This window comes from Enterobacter sp. JH25, from assembly GCF_021725435.1.
In the GTDB taxonomy this organism is placed as follows: Bacteria; Pseudomonadota; Gammaproteobacteria; order Enterobacterales; family Enterobacteriaceae; genus Enterobacter; species Enterobacter intestinihominis.
The window spans coordinates 4,206,423-4,226,127 of sequence record NZ_CP091319.1; the positions used below are offsets into that span (position 1 = coordinate 4,206,423).

General features: G+C 52.0%; 14 protein-coding genes, 2 tRNA genes and 4 rRNA genes. 8 read left to right on the forward strand and 12 right to left on the reverse strand.

Annotation, left to right across the window (positions count from 1 at the left end; genetic code table 11):
* The first annotated feature begins 142 nt into the window (after positions 1–142).
* From L2Y28_RS20210 to L2Y28_RS20220, 3 genes are all read left to right on the forward strand, one after another.
* Entirely contained in the window at positions 143–1,282 is a 1,140-nt protein-coding gene (locus L2Y28_RS20210) for an efflux RND transporter periplasmic adaptor subunit (protein WP_022649575.1), read from the forward strand.
* Positions 1,283–1,293: 11 nt separating this feature from the next.
* The gene (locus L2Y28_RS20215) at positions 1,294–4,407 is read left to right on the forward strand and encodes an efflux RND transporter permease subunit (protein WP_022649576.1); all 3,114 of its coding nucleotides are present in this window, start codon (positions 1,294–1,296) and stop codon (positions 4,405–4,407) included.
* A 247-nt stretch (positions 4,408–4,654) separates the two neighbouring features.
* Positions 4,655–4,876 carry a lipoprotein gene (locus L2Y28_RS20220; protein ID WP_236919567.1) on the forward strand — a complete coding sequence of 74 codons (222 nt, stop codon included), beginning with the start codon at positions 4,655–4,657 and terminating at the stop codon, positions 4,874–4,876.
* Positions 4,877–5,223: 347 nt separating this feature from the next.
* Here the strand turns inward: L2Y28_RS20220 and rrf (L2Y28_RS20225) are convergent.
* The 6 genes from rrf (L2Y28_RS20225) to L2Y28_RS20250 form a co-directional block, all read right to left on the reverse strand.
* Positions 5,224–5,339 (reverse strand): 5S ribosomal RNA (rrf, locus tag L2Y28_RS20225).
* A 43-nt stretch (positions 5,340–5,382) separates the two neighbouring features.
* A tRNA-Thr gene (locus tag L2Y28_RS20230) sits at positions 5,383–5,458 on the reverse strand.
* A 14-nt stretch (positions 5,459–5,472) separates the two neighbouring features.
* Positions 5,473–5,588, reverse strand: a 5S ribosomal RNA gene (gene rrf / locus L2Y28_RS20235).
* Positions 5,589–5,657: 69 nt separating this feature from the next.
* Positions 5,658–8,563: ribosomal RNA gene (locus tag L2Y28_RS20240) — 23S ribosomal RNA — on the reverse strand.
* Positions 8,564–8,746: 183 nt separating this feature from the next.
* A tRNA-Glu gene (locus L2Y28_RS20245) sits at positions 8,747–8,822 on the reverse strand.
* A gap of 84 nt (positions 8,823–8,906) precedes the next feature.
* Positions 8,907–10,448, reverse strand: a 16S ribosomal RNA gene (locus L2Y28_RS20250).
* The 16S, 23S and 5S rRNA genes sit together here with 2 tRNA genes alongside, the layout of an rRNA operon.
* A 473-nt stretch (positions 10,449–10,921) precedes the next feature.
* On the opposite strand from L2Y28_RS20250, the gene L2Y28_RS20255 reads away from it, so the two are divergent.
* Positions 10,922–11,476, forward strand: a complete 555-nt coding sequence (locus L2Y28_RS20255) for a gamma carbonic anhydrase family protein (RefSeq protein WP_022649577.1) — start codon at positions 10,922–10,924, stop codon at positions 11,474–11,476.
* On the opposite strand, the gene L2Y28_RS20260 is transcribed toward L2Y28_RS20255, so the two are convergent.
* Genes L2Y28_RS20260 through dprA form a run of 6 tightly spaced genes read right to left on the reverse strand, consistent with a single transcriptional unit; the run spans position 11,452 to position 15,235 of the window.
* Positions 11,452–11,700, reverse strand: a complete 249-nt coding sequence (locus tag L2Y28_RS20260; protein ID WP_022649578.1) for a DUF1488 domain-containing protein — start codon at positions 11,698–11,700, stop codon at positions 11,452–11,454. The two genes, L2Y28_RS20255 and L2Y28_RS20260, sit on opposite strands and share 25 nt — an antisense overlap.
* Entirely contained in the window at positions 11,697–12,515 is an 819-nt protein-coding gene (gene aroE, locus L2Y28_RS20265) for a shikimate dehydrogenase (RefSeq protein WP_022649579.1), read from the reverse strand. The genes L2Y28_RS20260 and aroE overlap by 4 nt, the downstream gene beginning before the upstream one ends.
* Before the next feature lie 4 nt (positions 12,516–12,519).
* Complete coding sequence (gene tsaC / locus L2Y28_RS20270) at positions 12,520–13,092, reverse strand: L-threonylcarbamoyladenylate synthase type 1 TsaC (protein WP_022649580.1); 573 nt, start codon at positions 13,090–13,092, stop codon at positions 12,520–12,522.
* Complete coding sequence (locus L2Y28_RS20275; RefSeq protein ID WP_022649581.1) at positions 13,085–13,639, reverse strand: type I DNA topoisomerase; 555 nt, start codon at positions 13,637–13,639, stop codon at positions 13,085–13,087. Before L2Y28_RS20275 ends, tsaC begins: the two co-directional genes overlap by 8 nt.
* Before the next feature lie 26 nt (positions 13,640–13,665).
* Entirely contained in the window at positions 13,666–14,139 is a 474-nt protein-coding gene (gene smg / locus L2Y28_RS20280) for a DUF494 family protein Smg (protein ID WP_000460665.1), read from the reverse strand.
* On the reverse strand, positions 14,111–15,235 hold the full coding sequence (gene dprA / locus L2Y28_RS20285; RefSeq protein ID WP_032621943.1) for a DNA-protecting protein DprA: 1,125 nt from the start codon (positions 15,233–15,235) through the stop codon (positions 14,111–14,113). The genes smg and dprA overlap by 29 nt, the downstream gene beginning before the upstream one ends.
* A gap of 127 nt (positions 15,236–15,362) precedes the next feature.
* On the opposite strand from dprA, the gene def reads away from it, so the two are divergent.
* The 4 genes from def to trkA are packed head-to-tail and all read left to right on the forward strand — an operon-like array spanning position 15,363 to position 19,581.
* Positions 15,363–15,872 carry a peptide deformylase gene (def, locus tag L2Y28_RS20290; RefSeq protein WP_006812188.1) on the forward strand — a complete coding sequence of 170 codons (510 nt, stop codon included), beginning with the start codon at positions 15,363–15,365 and terminating at the stop codon, positions 15,870–15,872.
* 23 nt (positions 15,873–15,895) lie between these two features.
* A complete protein-coding gene (fmt, locus tag L2Y28_RS20295; protein ID WP_022649583.1) occupies positions 15,896–16,843 on the forward strand; it encodes a methionyl-tRNA formyltransferase in 948 nt (315 codons plus the stop codon).
* Between the two features lie 52 nt (positions 16,844–16,895).
* Positions 16,896–18,182, forward strand: a complete 1,287-nt coding sequence (gene rsmB / locus L2Y28_RS20300) for a 16S rRNA (cytosine(967)-C(5))-methyltransferase RsmB (protein ID WP_026080642.1) — start codon at positions 16,896–16,898, stop codon at positions 18,180–18,182.
* 22 nt (positions 18,183–18,204) lie between these two features.
* Positions 18,205–19,581: a Trk system potassium transporter TrkA gene (trkA, locus tag L2Y28_RS20305; RefSeq protein WP_003863337.1), complete on the forward strand. Its 1,377-nt coding sequence runs from the start codon at positions 18,205–18,207 to the stop codon at positions 19,579–19,581.
* Positions 19,582–19,705: the final 124 nt, after the last annotated feature.

Sequence of the window (19,705 nt, forward strand, 5' to 3'; positions counted from 1 at the left end):
TTTTATTACCTCCATCAGCACTTATAAATTAAAAAACCTTGAATACCCTCATTATTATACGCAGCTACATTTCTTTTTTTGCCTCACACCCTTTCACCGACTTATGGCATATATCGGTTCAAGGGTAGTTTAAGGAACAGTAATGACGAATCACTTCAGACGCTTACCCTTATCCGGTTTCATTGTCTGTGCTGCACTGCTCGCCGGGTGCGATGGGCAAGAAAACCCACAGCAGCATGGGCAAGCTCCTCAGGTCAGTGTTCATATTGTCAAAAGCGCGCCACTGGCCGTAACGACGGAATTGCCAGGCAGAACTGACGCTTATCGTGTGGCGGAGGTTCGTCCCCAGGTAAGTGGTATCATTCTGCACCGTAATTTTACCGAAGGCAGCGACGTCAAAGCGGGTGAATCACTTTATCAGATCGATCCGGCCACCTATCAGGCAGCCTACGACAATGCGAAAGGTGAACTGGTAAAAGCGCAGGCTGCGGCAAACATAGCCCATCTGACGGTAAAACGTTACCTTCCGCTGGTCGGTACGCAATATGTGAGCAAGCAGGAGTATGATCAGGCGGTGGCAACCGCCCAGCAGGCGGATGCAAGCGTCGTTGCCGCGAAAGCTGGCGTTGAGAGCGCGCGGATCAATCTTGCTTATACGAAAGTCACATCGCCAATCAACGGGCGCATTGGCAAATCCAGCGTCACTGAAGGGGCGTTAGTCACTAATGGTCAGTCAACCGCACTGGCGACAGTTCAGCAGCTCGATCCCATTTATGTCGATGTAACGCAATCCAGCAGCGATTTTATGCGTCTGAAGCAGCAGACGAGCCTGCAAAAGGGAGACACCAGCAGCGTTGAGTTGCTGATGGAAAATGGCCAGCCTTATCCGCTGAAAGGAACGCTCCAGTTCTCTGATGTCACGGTAGATGAAAGTACCGGCTCAATCACCCTTCGCGCTCTCTTCCCTAACCCTCAGCATATGCTGTTACCGGGTATGTTTGTCCGTGCACGCATTGACGAAGGCACACAGCCTGATGCCATCCTTGTTCCCCAGCAGGGGGTAACCCGTACACCTCGCGGTGATGCAACCGTGCTTGTGGTAAACGATAAAAACCAGGTGGAATCTCGCACTGTCGTTGCACCGCAGGCGATTGGCGATCGGTGGTTGATCACGGAAGGTCTGAAAAATGGCGACCGCGTCATTATCAGCGGCCTGCAAAAAGTTCGCCCTGGCGTCACCGCCGTGGCTATTCCTGATACCGCCGCGACTCCAGCCAGTTAAGGGATAACGAGATGGCTAATTTCTTTATTCAACGGCCTGTTTTCGCCTGGGTGCTCTCCATCATTCTGATGATTGCGGGCGGGCTGGCCATTTTAAAACTGCCGGTGGCGCAATATCCAACCATTGCGCCGCCAGCAGTTGCGGTGACAGCGACCTACCCTGGCGCTGATGCCCAGACGGTCCAGGATACCGTGACGCAGGTTATCGAACAGAACATGAACGGAATCGACAATCTGATGTACATGTCGTCCACCAGTGATTCTGCCGGTAACGTCACCATCACCCTGACGTTCGAGTCGGGTACGGATCCTGACATCGCGCAGGTGCAGGTTCAGAACAAACTCCAGCTCGCTATGCCGCTGCTACCGCAAGAAGTACAGCAACAGGGGATCGGCGTGGAAAAATCCAGCAGCAGCTTCCTGCTGGTCGCGGGATTTGTGTCGGATAATAAAAACCTCACTCAGGATGATATCTCCGACTATGTCGCTTCTAACGTAAAAGATGCGATCAGCCGTACTTCCGGCGTCGGTGATGTGCAGCTGTTCGGTGCGCAGTATGCAATGCGCATCTGGCTGGACAGCAACGCGATGAATAAATATCAGCTCACGCCGTTGGATGTCATTAACCAACTGAAAACGCAGAACGACCAGATTGCTGCGGGCCAGTTGGGAGGTACGCCGTCCGTACCAGGGCAGCAACTGAACGCCTCAATTATTGCTCAAACGCGCCTGAAATCGCCGGAGGAGTTTGGCCGTGTGACGCTGAAGGTGAACCAGGACGGTTCAATGGTCCACCTGAAAGATGTGGCCCGCATTGAGCTGGGTGGCGAAAACTACAACATGGTCACCAAAATCAATGGCCAGGCAGCAACGGGGCTCGGGATCAAGCTGGCGACTGGCGCAAACGCGCTGGATACCGCTGCCGCCATTAAGAGTAAACTGGCGCAGTTGCAGCCCTTCTTCCCTCAGGGCCTGAAAGTCGTTTATCCGTACGACACCACACCTTTCGTGAAGATCTCAATCCATGAAGTGGTGAAGACGCTGTTTGAAGCGATCGTTCTCGTGTTCCTGGTGATGTACTTGTTCCTGCAAAACCTGCGGGCAACCCTTATTCCGACTATTGCCGTGCCCGTGGTGCTACTGGGTACCTTTGCAGTACTGGCTGCGTTTGGTTTCTCCATTAACACCCTGACGATGTTCGGGATGGTATTGGCGATAGGTTTGCTCGTCGATGATGCCATCGTGGTGGTTGAGAACGTAGAACGCGTCATGGTTGAGGACAAGCTGCCGCCAAAAGAGGCGACCCAGAAGTCGATGGAGCAAATCCAGGGCGCTCTGGTGGGCATTGCCATGGTGCTTTCAGCGGTGTTTATTCCGATGGCATTTTTTGGAGGTTCAACCGGGGCTATCTATCGCCAGTTCTCGCTGACCATTGTCTCCGCGATGGCCTTATCGGTGCTGGTGGCGTTGATATTAACGCCTGCTTTATGTGCAACGCTGCTCAAACCGGTTTCCAGCGACCATCATGAAAAGAAAGGTGGATTCTTCGGCTGGTTTAACGCGCTTTTTGATAAGAGCGTGGAGCACTACAGCAACAGCGTGAGCGGCATTTTACGTAAGACTGGACGCTATCTGCTGGTTTACGTCATCATCGTCGGCGGCATGGCAGTACTGTTCCTGCGCCTGCCTTCCTCCTTCCTGCCGGAAGAGGATCAGGGGGTGTTTATGACGATGGTTCAGCTGCCGGCAGGGGCGACGCAGATGCGTACCCAGCAGGTACTCGATCAGGTTCAGGACTATTATCTGACGAAAGAGAAAGCGAACGTTGAATCGGTCTTTACCGTAAACGGATTTAGCTTTAGCGGGCAGGGGCAGAACTCCGGTATCGCTTTCGTCAGCCTGAAGCCATGGGAAGAACGCCCGGGCAAGGAAAACGGCGTTGAGGCGATTGTCAGCCGCGCAACGAAAGCGTTTAGCCAGATCAAAGATGGTCTTGTATTTCCGTTTAACCTCCCTGCCATTATTGAACTGGGTACCGCAACAGGCTTTGACTTTGAACTGATTGACCAGGCAAACCTGGGACATACGCAGCTCACGCAGGCACGTAACCAACTGCTTGGCATGGTAAGGGAACATCCTGACTTACTGGTCCGCGTGCGTCCTAACGGACTGGAAGATACGCCACAGTACAAACTGGATGTCGACCAGGAGAAGGCCCAGGCGCTGGGTGTGAGCATATCTGATGTCAATCAGACCATCTCAACAGCATTGGGTGGCACTTATGTGAACGACTTTATCGATCATGGACGCGTGAAAAAAGTTTATGTCCAGGCTGATGCTCGCTTCCGTATGTTACCAGGAGATATTAACGACCTGTATGTGCGTAGTGCTAACGGCGAAATGGTGCCTTTCTCTGCCTTTAGCAGCTCTCACTGGGTGTACGGCTCACCTCGTCTGGAACGTTACAATGGGATGCCATCAATGGAGATCCTCGGTGAGTCTGCGCCAGGCAAAAGTACCGGTGAGGCAATGGAGATGATGGAAAGCCTTGCGTCGAAACTGCCTTCCGGAATTGGCTACGACTGGACGGGGATGTCTTATCAGGAACGTCTTTCCGGAAATCAGGCTCCAGCACTGTATGCCATTTCACTGATTGTGGTGTTCCTGTGTCTGGCGGCTCTCTATGAAAGCTGGTCAATTCCATTCTCGGTCATGCTGGTTGTGCCCCTGGGGGTGATCGGCGCGCTTCTGGCTGCATCAATACGTGGGCTGAACAATGACGTTTACTTCCAGGTTGGTCTGCTTACGACAATTGGTTTATCAGCCAAAAACGCCATACTGATCGTTGAGTTCGCCAAGGATCTTATGGATAAAGAAGGCAAAGGGATTATTGAAGCCACGCTGGAAGCCTCACGTATGCGTCTGCGCCCTATCCTGATGACCTCTCTGGCATTTATCCTTGGTGTTATGCCTCTGGTCATCAGTAGTGGCGCAGGTAGTGGGGCACAAAACGCTGTCGGGACGGGCGTGATGGGAGGGATGCTGTCAGCCACTCTGCTGGCCATTTTCTTTGTTCCTGTTTTCTTCGTTGTTGTCCGGAGACGGTTTACAAAGCATAAGGATTAATGAAAATCATAAAGGCACCTCTGGTGCCTTTTTAATTTCCTGTCAGCATTCTAATAAAAAGACATCTCTTCACATTTCCTCCATAAATAATCAACGCCCCTCTTTTTTCTCCATGATTTTTACAATCCACACAATTTGAGATTATTCCCCGTGCTGTATGGTATTAGTGCGGTGGTAAAATAATCATCAATTCGTAAATTGCCGCATCGGCTCTTAAGCGAATAAGCGATCATATTGAGGTAACATCATGAAAAGATTCCTTTCCGTTGCACTTCTCGCTGCGCTGCTTGCTGGTTGCGCGCACGACTCTCCCTGTGTACCGATATACGACGATCAGGGGCGACTGGTTCACACCAATACCTGTATGAAGGGGACTACCCAGGATAACTGGGAAACAGCAGGTGCGATTGCCGGTGGCGCCGCAGCAATAGCTGGCCTGACTCTCGGTATTGTCGCCCTGACTAAATAATACTTTTAAAAGCGCGGCCATCGCCGCGCTTTTATTTTATCTAATCAAAGGGATGTATATTTCCCCTCTCAGATATCATCAGATAATTTTTAGATTCAGTATCCTGTTTTTTTTATAGCCCTATTTCCTTACCTATACAACCTCAGTCTGAATCACTGAATTGATTTAACGCTGCTGCGAGTAAGCATTATGCATTCCGTGAATTCATTTATAGCTGGGTTAAGACGCTTTAATACGTCAGTAAGGTATTAACGGCACTCGTTGGAATATCTGATAAGGAAATTGGTTTAGCTGAGGGCATAACGCAAAAAGGCCATCCTTTCGGATGGCCTTTTTGCTTGTTTGATGTCTGGCAGTTCCCTACTCTCACATGGGGAGACCCCACACTACCATCGGCGCTACGGCGTTTCACTTCTGAGTTCGGCATGGGGTCAGGTGGGACCACCGCGCTAAAGCCGCCAGACAAATTCTTTTACTTCTTGCCGAACTTTAACCTAAGTATAAAGTGGTGCTGATACCCAGAGTCGAACTGGGGACCTCACCCTTACCAAGGGTGCGCTCTACCAACTGAGCCATATCAGCACGCTAAATTTGATGCCTGGCAGTTCCCTACTCTCACATGGGGAGACCCCACACTACCATCGGCGCTACGGCGTTTCACTTCTGAGTTCGGCATGGGGTCAGGTGGGACCACCGCGCTAAAGCCGCCAGGCAAATTCTGTTAATCTGTATCAGGCTGAAAATCGTGTCTGTCTCTTCGCCGAAACAGCTTCGGCGTTGTAAGGTTAAGCCTCACGGTTCATTAGTATCGGTTAGCTCAACGCATCGCTGCGCTTACACACCCGACCTATCAACGTCGTCGTCTTCAACGTTCCTTCAGGAGACTTAAAGTCTCAGGGAGAACTCATCTCGGGGCAAGTTTCGTGCTTAGATGCTTTCAGCACTTATCTCTTCCGCATTTAGCTACCGGGCAGTGCCATTGGCATGACAACCCGAACACCAGTGATGCGTCCACTCCGGTCCTCTCGTACTAGGAGCAGCCCCCCTCAATTCTCCAGCGCCCACGGCAGATAGGGACCGAACTGTCTCACGACGTTCTAAACCCAGCTCGCGTACCACTTTAAATGGCGAACAGCCATACCCTTGGGACCTACTTCAGCCCCAGGATGTGATGAGCCGACATCGAGGTGCCAAACACCGCCGTCGATATGAACTCTTGGGCGGTATCAGCCTGTTATCCCCGGAGTACCTTTTATCCGTTGAGCGATGGCCCTTCCATTCAGAACCACCGGATCACTATGACCTGCTTTCGCACCTGCTCGCGCCGTCACGCTCGCAGTCAAGCTGGCTTATGCCATTGCACTAACCTCCTGATGTCCGACCAGGATTAGCCAACCTTCGTGCTCCTCCGTTACTCTTTGGGAGGAGACCGCCCCAGTCAAACTACCCACCAGACACTGTCCGCAACCCGGATTACGGGTCTACGTTAGAACACCAGCCATTAAAGGGTGGTATTTCAAGGTTGGCTCCACGCAGACTGGCGTCCACGCTTCAAAGCCTCCCACCTATCCTACACATCAAGGACCAGTGTTCAGTGTCAAGCTATAGTAAAGGTTCACGGGGTCTTTCCGTCTTGCCGCGGGTACACTGCATCTTCACAGCGAGTTCAATTTCACTGAGTCTCGGGTGGAGACAGCCTGGCCATCATTACGCCATTCGTGCAGGTCGGAACTTACCCGACAAGGAATTTCGCTACCTTAGGACCGTTATAGTTACGGCCGCCGTTTACCGGGGCTTCGATCAAGAGCTTCGCGTTGCCGCTAACCCCATCAATTAACCTTCCGGCACCGGGCAGGCGTCACACCGTATACGTCCACTTTCGTGTTTGCACAGTGCTGTGTTTTTAATAAACAGTTGCAGCCAGCTGGTATCTTCGACTGATTTCAGCTCCGTCCGCAGGGACTTCACCTACATATCAGCGTGCCTTCTCCCGAAGTTACGGCACCATTTTGCCTAGTTCCTTCACCCGAGTTCTCTCAAGCGCCTTGGTATTCTCTACCTGACCACCTGTGTCGGTTTGGGGTACGATTTCGTGTTACCTGATGCTTAGAGGCTTTTCCTGGAAGCAGGGCATTTATCACTTCAGCACCGTAGTGCCTCGTCATCACACCTCAGCGTTAATAAGGTACCGGATTTACCTGGAACCTCCGCCTACATGCTTAAACCGGGACAACCGTCGCCCGGCTGACATAGCCTTCTCCGTCCCCCCTTCGCAGTAACACCAAGTACAGGAATATTAACCTGTTTCCCATCGACTACGCCTTTCGGCCTCGCCTTAGGGGTCGACTCACCCTGCCCCGATTAACGTTGGACAGGAACCCTTGGTCTTCCGGCGAGCGGGCTTTTCACCCGCTTTATCGTTACTTATGTCAGCATTCGCACTTCTGATACCTCCAGCATGCCTCACAGCACACCTTCAACGGCTTACAGAACGCTCCCCTACCCAACAACGCCTAAGCGTCGCTGCCGCAGCTTCGGTGCATGGTTTAGCCCCGTTACATCTTCCGCGCAGGCCGACTCGACCAGTGAGCTATTACGCTTTCTTTAAATGATGGCTGCTTCTAAGCCAACATCCTGGCTGTCTGTGCCTTCCCACATCGTTTCCCACTTAACCATGACTTTGGGACCTTAGCTGGCGGTCTGGGTTGTTTCCCTCTTCACGACGGACGTTAGCACCCGCCGTGTGTCTCCCGTGATAACATTCTTCGGTATTCGTAGTTTGCATCGGGTTGGTAAGCCGGGATGGCCCCCTAGCCGAAACAGTGCTCTACCCCCGAAGATGAGTTCACGAGGCGCTACCTAAATAGCTTTCGGGGAGAACCAGCTATCTCCCGGTTTGATTGGCCTTTCACCCCCAGCCACAGGTCATCCGCTAATTTTTCAACATTAGTCGGTTCGGTCCTCCAGTTAGTGTTACCCAACCTTCAACCTGCCCATGGCTAGATCACCGGGTTTCGGGTCTATACCCTGCAACTTAACGCCCAGTTAAGACTCGGTTTCCCTTCGGCTCCCCTATACGGTTAACCTTGCTACAGAATATAAGTCGCTGACCCATTATACAAAAGGTACGCAGTCACCCCATAAAGAGGCTCCCACTGCTTGTACGTACACGGTTTCAGGTTCTTTTTCACTCCCCTCGCCGGGGTTCTTTTCGCCTTTCCCTCACGGTACTGGTTCACTATCGGTCAGTCAGGAGTATTTAGCCTTGGAGGATGGTCCCCCCATATTCAGACAGGATACCACGTGTCCCGCCCTACTCTTCGAGTTCACAGCAAGTGTGCTTTCGTGTACGGGACTATCACCCTGTACCGTCGGACTTTCCAGACCGTTCCACTAACACACAAGCTGATTCAGACTCCGGGCTGCTCCCCGTTCGCTCGCCGCTACTGGGGGAATCTCGGTTGATTTCTTTTCCTCGGGGTACTTAGATGTTTCAGTTCCCCCGGTTCGCCTCGTTAACCTATGTATTCAGTTAACGATAGTGCAACGGATTGCACTGGGTTTCCCCATTCGGACATCGCCGGGTCAAAGGTTCATATCACCTCGCCGGCGCTTTTCGCAGATTAGCACGTCCTTCATCGCCTCTGACTGCCAGGGCATCCACCGTGTACGCTTAGTCGCTTAACCTCACAACCCGAAGATGTTTCACTTCCGATTGCGAAAATTTGAGAGACTCGAACACACCATTAAAGATGTGTCGTTTCAATTTTCAGCTTGATCCAGATTTTTAAAGAGCAAATATCTCAAACATGACTCGCAAGTCAGTTTTGAGATATGACGGCAGGTGACTTTCACTCACGAACCAGCAAGTGGCGTCCCCTAGGGGATTCGAACCCCTGTTACCGCCGTGAAAGGGCGGTGTCCTGGGCCTCTAGACGAAGGGGACGTACAGTCTCAATCGCAAGACGCCTTGCTATTTACTTTTCATCAGACAATCTGTGTGAGCACTGCAAAGGCAGGTTCTTTAAGGTAAGGAGGTGATCCAACCGCAGGTTCCCCTACGGTTACCTTGTTACGACTTCACCCCAGTCATGAATCACAAAGTGGTAAGCGCCCTCCCGAAGGTTAAGCTACCTACTTCTTTTGCAACCCACTCCCATGGTGTGACGGGCGGTGTGTACAAGGCCCGGGAACGTATTCACCGTGGCATTCTGATCCACGATTACTAGCGATTCCGACTTCATGGAGTCGAGTTGCAGACTCCAATCCGGACTACGACGCACTTTATGAGGTCCGCTTGCTCTCGCGAGGTCGCTTCTCTTTGTATGCGCCATTGTAGCACGTGTGTAGCCCTACTCGTAAGGGCCATGATGACTTGACGTCATCCCCACCTTCCTCCAGTTTATCACTGGCAGTCTCCTTTGAGTTCCCGGCCTAACCGCTGGCAACAAAGGATAAGGGTTGCGCTCGTTGCGGGACTTAACCCAACATTTCACAACACGAGCTGACGACAGCCATGCAGCACCTGTCTCAGAGTTCCCGAAGGCACCAATCCATCTCTGGAAAGTTCTCAGGATGTCAAGAGTAGGTAAGGTTCTTCGCGTTGCATCGAATTAAACCACATGCTCCACCGCTTGTGCGGGCCCCCGTCAATTCATTTGAGTTTTAACCTTGCGGCCGTACTCCCCAGGCGGTCGACTTAACGCGTTAGCTCCGGAAGCCACGCCTCAAGGGCACAACCTCCAAGTCGACATCGTTTACGGCGTGGACTACCAGGGTATCTAATCCTGTTTGCTCCCCACGCTTTCGCACCTGAGCGTCAGTCTTTGTCCAGGGGGCCGCCTTCGCCACCGGTATTCCTCCAGATCTCTACGCATTTCACCGCTACACCTGGAATTCTACCCCCCTCTACAAGACTCTAGCCTGCCAGTTTCGAATGCAGTTCCCAGGTTGAGCCCGGGGATTTCACATCCGACTTGACAGACCGCCTGCGTGCGCTTTACGCCCAGTAATTCCGATTAACGCTTGCACCCTCCGTATTACCGCGGCTGCTGGCACGGAGTTAGCCGGTGCTTCTTCTGCGGGTAACGTCAATCGACAGGGTTATTAACCCTGTCGCCTTCCTCCCCGCTGAAAGTACTTTACAACCCGAAGGCCTTCTTCATACACGCGGCATGGCTGCATCAGGCTTGCGCCCATTGTGCAATATTCCCCACTGCTGCCTCCCGTAGGAGTCTGGACCGTGTCTCAGTTCCAGTGTGGCTGGTCATCCTCTCAGACCAGCTAGGGATCGTCGCCTAGGTGAGCCGTTACCCCACCTACTAGCTAATCCCATCTGGGCACATCCGATGGCAAGAGGCCCGAAGGTCCCCCTCTTTGGTCTTGCGACGTTATGCGGTATTAGCTACCGTTTCCAGTAGTTATCCCCCTCCATCAGGCAGTTTCCCAGACATTACTCACCCGTCCGCCACTCGTCAGCGAAGCAGCAAGCTGCTTCCTGTTACCGTTCGACTTGCATGTGTTAGGCCTGCCGCCAGCGTTCAATCTGAGCCATGATCAAACTCTTCAATTTAAGTTTGATGCTCGTGAATTAAACTTCGTAATGAATTACGTATGTTCACTCAGAGACTTGGTATTCATTTTTCGTCCGAGGACGTTAAGAATCCATGTCACTTTGAGTGCCCACACAGATTGTCTGATAAATTGTTAAAGAGCAGTTGCGACGCGCTTCAGCGCTCTGTCGCGAGGTGGCGTATATTACGCTTTCCTCTTTCAGAGTCAACCCGTTATTTCAGGATTTTTCTCTTCAACCGACCGGGTTGTCTGTGAAGTGATTCACATCTGCCGTGTCGATGGAGGCGCATTATAGGGATCCCAGTTTTTAGCACAAGTATTTTTTAGATCTTTTTTTCCAACTGATGATTTTCCGTGCTTTTCGCTGAAAACCCACCCGATCCGCTTAAAAATTGACGCATTTTGCCTTGCCTCGCTCCAGGAATACGATCAAAGTCTTCTTTAATAACGCTCATCTGTATCGAGGTAGATATGTTTGCAGTATTACGTCCTTATAAACATCTGTTCCCCCAAAAAGGCGATCGCGTGATGATCGATGCCAGCAGCGTGGTCATTGGTGATGTTCGCATGGCCGATGATGTCAGCATCTGGCCACTTGTCGCGATCCGGGGCGATGTTAACTACGTTGCAATCGGTGCACGCACCAATATTCAGGACGGCAGCGTGTTGCATGTGACTCATAAGTCATCTTATAACCCTGAGGGCAACCCGCTCATTATTGGGGAAGATGTTACCGTCGGCCATAAAGTGATGCTCCACGGCTGCACGATCGGTAACAGGGTTCTCGTTGGGATGGGATCGATTTTGCTGGATGGCGTCATTGTAGAAGATGACGTAATGATTGGCGCAGGGAGTCTTGTTCCGCAAAACAAGCGTCTTGAAAGTGGGTATCTCTATTTAGGCAGCCCGGTTAAACAGATCCGCCCCCTAAAAGAGACGGAGATCGAAGGATTGAAATACTCAGCGAACAATTACGTTAAATGGAAAAATGACTATCTGGATCAGGATAACCAGATCCAACCCTGATCGTCTTCCTGCTGATCGCGGATCAAATCGCTGGCATCCTCTTCCAGGTCCCAGCGATTTTCGCAAAAGACCGCTAACGGATCTGCCCCCCCAAAGCGCTGAAGCAACGTTTCCCCTTTAATCGCACAGGTGAGCTGCATTCCATGCACCAACACCGGGAAACAAACCGCTTGCTTGTTTTCATCCCAGATTTCTCTGTCGGGAAAATGAATCGCCTGATTCACGCCGTCAGTTCCTGTTTCAGCTTTTCAATCACCGGTTCTACAGCGGGTAACACGCCATGCCAGAGTAGCACCGCATGAGCCGCCTGCCCCACCAGCATTCCCAGACCATCAGCCACGTGTTTTGCCCCCTGTTGTTCGCACCAGGTCAGAAAGGGCGTTTTCCCTTTTTGATAAAACATGTCATAGGCGTAGATGTGGGAATGAATCAGGGATGCAGGAATCGCCGGGATCTCTCCATTAATACCGCTTGAGGTGGCATTAATCACAAGATCAAATTCGTGACGCGCGAGATCGTCAGGTGCTACCGCAGCTACGCTGCCTGTGTGTGCGAACAACGCCGCCAGCTCTTCTGCTCTGGAGAAAGTACGGTTGGTGATTGTCACCGCACAATCCAGCGAAAGAAGAGGAAGCAATACGCCGCGCGAGGCGCCACCCGCGCCGATCAGCAGGATCCGAAAGCCTGGTTTAATAAACGACAATCGCTCCAGATCGCTGAGTAAACCAATCCCATCGGTGTTATCGCCCAGAAGGCGACCATCTTCAAGCCGCTTAAGAGTATTGACGGCGCCAGCGAGCGACGCACGTTCGGTCAGTTCATCCGCGCGCCCGAAAGCCTCTTCTTTAAAAGGCACCGTGACGTTCGCACCTTTACCACCCGCATCAAAAAAGCTATTCAGCGTCGGTATAAATGCATCAACAGGCGCAAGAACCCGACCATACGGGTGATCTATATGCAATTGCTCCGCAAACAGCCGATGGATCAGAGGCGACTTGCTGTGCGCGATCGGGTTACCAAAAACAGCATAGGTTTCCATCACATTATCCCTGGCGAAAACGTTCGCCGGTCAAGGCATCGCGAATTTCTGACGGGTTAAGACGACCACCGGTTTCACCCACGGCTACCGGGAAATCATTCCCGAACTGCGCCAGAACTTCTTCGGTTGTCCGACAAGGGGGAAGCCCGGTCAGGTTGGCGCTGGTTGAAACCAGAGGTTTACCAAATGCCTGGCATAACTCCACCACCAGCGGATGGTCGGTGACGCGTACCGCGAGTGAATCGAAACGCCCGGTTAACCAGCGCGGCGTTGTCGGCTGTGCAGGAAAAACAAACGTCACGGGACCAGGCCACGCAGAGAAAATGGTTTCCCGCTGTGCAGGTGTCAGCATGGAATCATCAATATAAGGCTTAAGCTGCTCGTAGTTCGCAGCGATCAAAATCAATCCTTTTTCGACAGGCCGCTGTTTTAGCGCCAGCAGACGGTTAACGGCGACTTCGCTGTCAGGATCACACCCGACCCCGAAAACGGCTTCTGTTGGATAGGCGATGACTTCTTCTTTTTTCAGGATTTCCACCGCCTGCGCGATGGAGCCTGATGGCAGGTTATTATTCACTGATTTGATCCGCCGAAACCGGCTTTCCACATTGTTTACTGGCGCAAAAGCGTTTCAAGCCTTGCGCGGTTTTCTTCTCTATAAGTAACGGATAATCGCAATGAGAGCAGACGCCCGCTACTGGTTTGAAATTGATGACGAACTGGCATTCAGGATAGCGATCGCACGAATGGAAGGTCTTGCCATAACGAGAGCGCCGCTGCACCAATTGGCCACGCTGGCACTGAGGGCAGGCAATTGCCGTTTCATCTGGCTTATCAATTTGTTCCGTATGTTCACACTCCGGGTAGCGGCTGCATCCGATAAACATCCCGAACCGCCCCTGCCGCAGCGCCAGTTCACCGCCACAGAGAGGACAAAGCTGTCCCTCCAGAATTTTGACGATATGTCCATCCGCCTGGCTTTTCAGGGGACGGACATAATCACATTCCGGATAGTTTGAACAACCGAGAAACGGACCGTGTTTCCCGGACCGAATAACAAGTTCTGCCCCGCACTGTGGGCAGGGCTCGTTTTTATGCACCGTGAAGAGTGCTGATTTGGCCATAACAACTCTTGTTGCTGCACATAGAATTAATGCAGCATACCTTCATTCACTTCAAAGAGTAATTCTTCCATTTGCTGATAGGCATTTTCACAGCCTGGAATGTTGAACAGAACCATCAGGATCACCCATTTCAGATCTTCCAGTTCAAACTCAGCAGTATCCAGCGCCATGACGCGCTCTATCACCATCTCTCTCGTTTCGAGGTTTAGCACCTGAATCTGCTCGAGGAATAAAATGAATCCCCGGCAGCTGGCATCCAGCCTTTCACACTCTTCAGCTGTATAGATGCGCACAGACAATGGGTCAGAAGCAAGCTGCATCGGTTCGGCGAGGCCGTCCTGATAATCAGCCAACTTATCCAGCCACATCAACGCATTATATATATCTTCCCGCTCAAAACCTGCGTCGGTCAGATCCCGTGTTAATTTGTCCTGATCCACCTGCATTTCTGCTTCGTTGTGGATGTAAGTCTCAAACAAATACATCAGTACGTCGAACATGGCATGCCCTCCTTAATCGGACATAGCCGCCGGGTACAGCTGCGATCCACCCTGCTAACTCCAGTTCGAGTAGCTGTGCTACCGTTACTGGCACAGGTTGGCCGGCACGTTCAGCGACAACGTCAACAGGTGTTACCTCATCTCCTACGTTAGCCAGGAGCTTGGGAAATGGCAATGCTACTGCCTCCTGATCCGATGAAATATGTCGCTTTTGGAGATCATCCTGCAACCAATGCAGTCCATACTGCAAATTTTCAAGGATATCTTCTTTGCAGGTCACCAGCGTCGCCCCCTGTTTTATCAGCCAGTGAGGGCCTTCGCAGCCGGGGTTCCCCAACGGGCCGGGCAGCGCAAAAACTTCACGCCCTTGCTCCAGTGCGCACCTTGCGGTAACCAACGATCCACTCCGAATCGCAGCTTCGACCACCAGCACACCCTGGCTTAACCCACTGATGATCCGGTTACGCCGTGGAAAGTTACCCGGTCTGGGCGGTGTTGAGAGTGAAAACTCAGACACTATTGCCCCCTCTGAAGCGATAAGTTGCTCAGCCAGAATGTGATGACGACGCGGATAGAGACTAAAAAGACCATTGCCAAGCACGGCGACACTTCGCCCTTTTGCAGACAACGTCGCATGATGTGCTACACCGTCGATGCCGCAAGCCAGACCACTGGTGATCGTAAAGCCACATTGGGACAGCTGTTCGCTCAGCATTTTCCCCCAACGCTCGCCATACCACGAGGGCGCACGGCTGCCCACAACCGCAAGCTGCATGCTATTAAGCACGTCAACGCGGCCTCGCACAAATAGCGCCCCGGGAAAATCAGGGATAGAACGCAACAATGGCGGGAAGCGAGGATCATCCGCCGTGAGAAGGTGGTTGTCGGCGTGTTCCAGCCATTCCAGACTACGTTCAAGCTCACTCTCACTGAACGAAAAAAACTTTACGGCATGTTTGGGCGAAAGCCCTGACGCGTTGACAGCTTCAGCATCGACGGTTGCCTGGCGAAGCAGCCTCTGCGCAATCTCCAGCATCGCATCACCGTATAACGACCCGATGTTTATAAGCCGTAACCATATCTCTGTGGACGTCATCCTTTTCCCTGCCATAAGCAGCCTCAGCAATCTTTGCGATTGGTCACTGATGCTGTCAATCGACCGGGGATTTGTCTAGAATAGAAGTAATATTCTTATCAACTCCTGAACACGACTCTGGAAATTTATGGCAGTTTTGCAAGTGTTACATATTCCTGACGAGCGCCTTCGCATCGTCGCGGAACCGGTTAAAGAAGTGAATGCAGAAATTCAGCGTATCGTCGATGATATGTTCGATACCATGTACGCTGAAGAAGGCATTGGCCTTGCCGCGACCCAGGTAGACATTCACAAACGTATTATTGTGATCGACGTTTCTGAAAATCGTGATGAGCGCCTGGTGCTGATCAACCCTGAGCTGCTGGAAAAAAGCGGCGAAACAGGTATTGAGGAAGGCTGTCTGTCTATCCCTGAACAGCGCGCTTTGGTGCCACGTGCCGAAAAAGTTAAAATCCGCGCACTGGATCGTGACGGCAATCCGTTTGAGCTGGAAGCCGACGATCTGCTGGCAATTTGCATTCAGCATGAGATGGATCACCTGGTCGGTAAACTGTTTATCGATTACCTCTCACCTCTGAAGCAACAGCGTATTCGTCAGAAAGTTGAGAAACTGGATCGTTTGCGTTCTCGCGCTTAACGCCCCCGGATACAAGGAATAACGTGTCTACATCACTACGTATAATCTTCGCGGGTACCCCTGATTTTGCAGCGCGTCATCTCGACGCGCTGTTAACGTCTGGCCATCAGATTGTTGGCGTATTTACTCAGCCGGACCGTCCGGCTGGCCGCGGTAAAAAACTGATGCCTGGCCCGGTTAAGGTACTGGCAGAAACACATGGTGTACCGGTTTTCCAGCCTGCGTCATTACGACCTGAGGAAAACCAGAAGTTAGTGGCAGACCTGAACGCGGACGTGATGGTAGTTGTGGCTTACGGCCTCATTCTGCCGAAAGCGGTACTCGATATGCCCCGCCTGGGCTGTGTGAACGTTCATGGTTCTTTGCTCCCACGCTGGCGTGGTGCAGCTCCTATTCAGCGTGCTCTGTGGGCAGGCGATGCTGAAACTGGCGTGACAATCATGAAGATGGACATAGGTTTAGACACGGGCGACATGCTGTATAAACTGGCGTGTCCCATCACCGCAGAAGATACCAGCGCCACGCTGTATGACAAGCTGGCGGATCTCGGCCCGCAGGGGCTGATTGAGACGCTGCAACAGCTTGCTGACAATACAGCGACACCTGAAGTGCAGGATGAGGCACAGGTGACCTATGCTGAGAAACTGAGTAAAGAAGAAGCCCGGATCGACTGGTCCCTGTCAGCAGCTCAACTCGAACGCTGCATTCGCGCCTTTAATCCATGGCCGATGAGCTGGTTGATGATTGATGAGCAGCCAGTGAAAGTCTGGAAAGCTTCAGTTATTAACGGCAATGCATCGGCAGAGCCCGGTACGATTATCGACGCCAGCAAAAACGGTATCCAGGTTGCGACCGGAGAAGGGATACTGAATCTTGAATCGCTGCAACCGGCCGGTAAAAAGGCAATGAGCGCGCAGGATCTATTAAATTCTCGTCGTGAATGGTTCATCCCTGGCAATCGCCTTGCCTGAACAAATTTATTCTTAAGGCCCGGTGTTTCCGGGCATTTTTATTTTTACGGTTATGAAAAGACAAAATCTACGCACTATGGCGGCTCAGGCCGTTGAGCAGGTTATCGAGCAGGGCCAGTCACTGAGTAATGTCCTGCCTCCACTGCAACAAAAGGTTTCCGATAAAGACAAAGCCCTGCTTCAGGAGCTGTGCTTTGGCGTGCTGCGCACCCTCTCTCAGCTTGAGTGGTTGATTAACAAGCTGATGTCACGCCCGATGAGCGGCAAGCAGCGTACCGTGCATTATTTGATCATGGTCGGTTTCTACCAGCTTCTTCATACCCGCATTCCACCTCATGCTGCGCTGGCCGAGACAGTGGAGGGTGCCGTTGCGATTAAACGTCCTCAGCTAAAAGGATTGATCAACGGCGTGCTGCGTCAGTTCCAGCGTCAGCAGGACGAACTGCTGGCAGAATTTGCGCAAAGCGAAGCGCGCTTCCTTCACCCTGAATGGCTGCTGAATCGCCTTAAAAAAGCCTACCCACAGCAATGGCAAGACATTGTGGATGCCAATAATCAACGTCCGCCGATGTGGTTACGCGTCAATCGTAACCATCATACACGCGACGCATGGCTGGCCCTGCTGGAAGAGGCCGGAATGAGCGGCTTCACACACGCTGCTTATCCTGATGCGGTTCGTTTAGCCTCCCCTGCACCGGTACATGCATTACCCGGTTTTGAAGAGGGCTGGGTAACGGTACAGGACGCATCTGCTCAGGGCTGCATGACCTGGCTTGAGCCGAAAGACGGGGAGCAAATCCTCGATCTCTGTGCGGCGCCAGGGGGGAAAACAACGCACATCCTGGAAGTGGCGCCGCAGGCCAGCGTGATGGCCGTGGATGTTGATGAGCAGCGCCTTTCACGCGTCTATGACAACCTTAAGCGTCTGGGTATGAAAGCACAGGTTAAGCAAGGCGATGGACGCAAACCCGCTGACTGGTGTGGTGATACCCGGTTCGATCGCATTTTGCTGGACGCCCCCTGCTCAGCAACCGGCGTGATTCGTCGTCATCCCGATATCAAATGGCTGCGTCGCGATCGTGATATCAAGGAGCTTGCCCAGTTGCAATCCGAAATTCTGGATGCCATCTGGCCGCATCTCAAACCCGGCGGAACCCTGGTGTATGCAACCTGCTCTGTTCTCCCGGAAGAGAACAGTCAGCAAATTGCGGCTTTCCTGAAACGCACCCCGGACGCTACGCTGCACGATACGGGAACGCCTGAGCACCCGGGTCTGCAAAACCTGCCGGGCGCAGAAGAGGGTGATGGTTTCTTTTACGCTAAGCTAATTAAAGAGTGATGTTGAGAACAGGTCACAAAAGATGAAAATTATCATTCTGGGCGCAGGGCAAGTTGGCGGAACGCTGGCGGAAAATCTCGTGGGCGAAAACAACGATATCACCATTGTGGATACCAATGGCGATCGCCTGCGCGTTTTGCAGGACAAGTTCGACCTCCGCGTTGTTCAGGGGCACGGCTCTCATCCACGTGTGCTTCGGGAAGCGGGCGCGGACGATGCCGACATGCTGGTTGCAGTAACCAGTTCTGATGAAACCAACATGGTTGCATGTCAGGTGGCCTACTCGCTTTTCAACACCCCAAACCGCATCGCCCGCATTCGTTCTCCGGACTATGTCCGGGATGCGGAAAAGCTGTTTAATTCCGAAGCGGTACCCATCGACCATCTTATTGCGCCTGAACAGCTGGTTATCGACAGTATTTATCGTCTGATTGAGTACCCGGGCGCGTTGCAGGTTGTGAACTTTGCTGAAGGGAAAGTAAGCCTGGCGGTCGTGAAGGCTTATTACGGGGGCCCGCTGATTGGTAATGCCCTGTCGACAATGCGCGAGCATATGCCACATATCGATACGCGTGTTGCGGCGATTTTCCGTCACGACAGACCTATTCGTCCGCAAGGTTCCACCATTGTAGAAGCCGGGGATGAAGTCTTCTTTATTGCGGCTTCTCAGCATATCCGTGCGGTGATGAGTGAACTACAGCGTCTCGAAAAACCGTATAAACGTATTATGCTGGTTGGCGGCGGTAATATTGGCGCAGGTCTGGCGAGACGGCTGGAAAAAGACTACAGCGTGAAGCTGATCGAACGGGATCAACAACGCGCGTCAGAGCTGGCTGAAAAACTTCAGAATACCATCGTGTTTTATGGCGATGCTTCGGATCAGGAATTGCTGGCCGAAGAGCATATCGATCAGGTTGATCTTTTTATTGCCGTCACCAACGACGACGAAGCGAATATTATGTCCGCCATGCTCGCTAAACGTATGGGGGCGAAAAAAGTTATGGTGCTTATCCAGCGTAAGGCTTATGTCGATCTGGTACAGGGTAGCGTAATTGATATTGCTATTTCACCCCAGCAAGCCACCATCTCTGCCCTGCTAAGCCATGTGCGTAAAGCGGATATTGTCGGCGTGTCATCTCTTCGTCGTGGTGTTGCTGAAGCCATTGAAGCCGTCGCTCACGGGGATGAAACGACGTCACGCGTTGTTGGTCGCGCAATCGATGAAATTAAACTTCCACCAGGCACCATTATCGGCGCAGTAGTGCGAGGTAATGATGTGATGATCGCCAATGATAATTTACGTATTGAGCAGGGTGACCACGTTATTATGTTCCTGACCGATAAAAAATTTATTACCGACGTCGAGCGTTTATTCCAGCCAAGCCCGTTCTTCCTGTAATGATTTGGGTGCTCAGACGAGGGCACCCAAATATTAACCTTCTAATTTTCATGCCTTTTATTTTTCATAACGATTATTTATCCCCAATGGCAATTAGCTAATCATTTGTTAAACTTATAGGCGT

Excerpts from the sequence above, each read along its gene's own strand:
- L2Y28_RS20210 (WP_022649575.1), top strand. The coding sequence starts at position 143 with ATGACGAATCACTTCAGACGCTTACCCTTATCCGGTTTCATTGTCTGT.
- L2Y28_RS20215 (WP_022649576.1), top strand. The coding sequence starts at position 1,294 with ATGGCTAATTTCTTTATTCAACGGCCTGTTTTCGCCTGGGTGCTCTCC.
- L2Y28_RS20220 (WP_236919567.1), top strand. The coding sequence starts at position 4,655 with ATGAAAAGATTCCTTTCCGTTGCACTTCTCGCTGCGCTGCTTGCTGGT.
- L2Y28_RS20255 (WP_022649577.1), top strand. The coding sequence starts at position 10,922 with ATGTTTGCAGTATTACGTCCTTATAAACATCTGTTCCCCCAAAAAGGC.
- aroE (WP_022649579.1), bottom strand. The coding sequence starts at position 12,515 with ATGGAAACCTATGCTGTTTTTGGTAACCCGATCGCGCACAGCAAGTCG.
- L2Y28_RS20275 (WP_022649581.1), bottom strand. The coding sequence starts at position 13,639 with ATGGCCAAATCAGCACTCTTCACGGTGCATAAAAACGAGCCCTGCCCA.
- smg (WP_000460665.1), bottom strand. The coding sequence starts at position 14,139 with ATGTTCGACGTACTGATGTATTTGTTTGAGACTTACATCCACAACGAA.
- dprA (WP_032621943.1), bottom strand. The coding sequence starts at position 15,235 with ATGACGTCCACAGAGATATGGTTACGGCTTATAAACATCGGGTCGTTA.
- def (WP_006812188.1), top strand. The coding sequence starts at position 15,363 with ATGGCAGTTTTGCAAGTGTTACATATTCCTGACGAGCGCCTTCGCATC.
- rsmB (WP_026080642.1), top strand. The coding sequence starts at position 16,896 with ATGAAAAGACAAAATCTACGCACTATGGCGGCTCAGGCCGTTGAGCAG.
- trkA (WP_003863337.1), top strand. The coding sequence starts at position 18,205 with ATGAAAATTATCATTCTGGGCGCAGGGCAAGTTGGCGGAACGCTGGCG.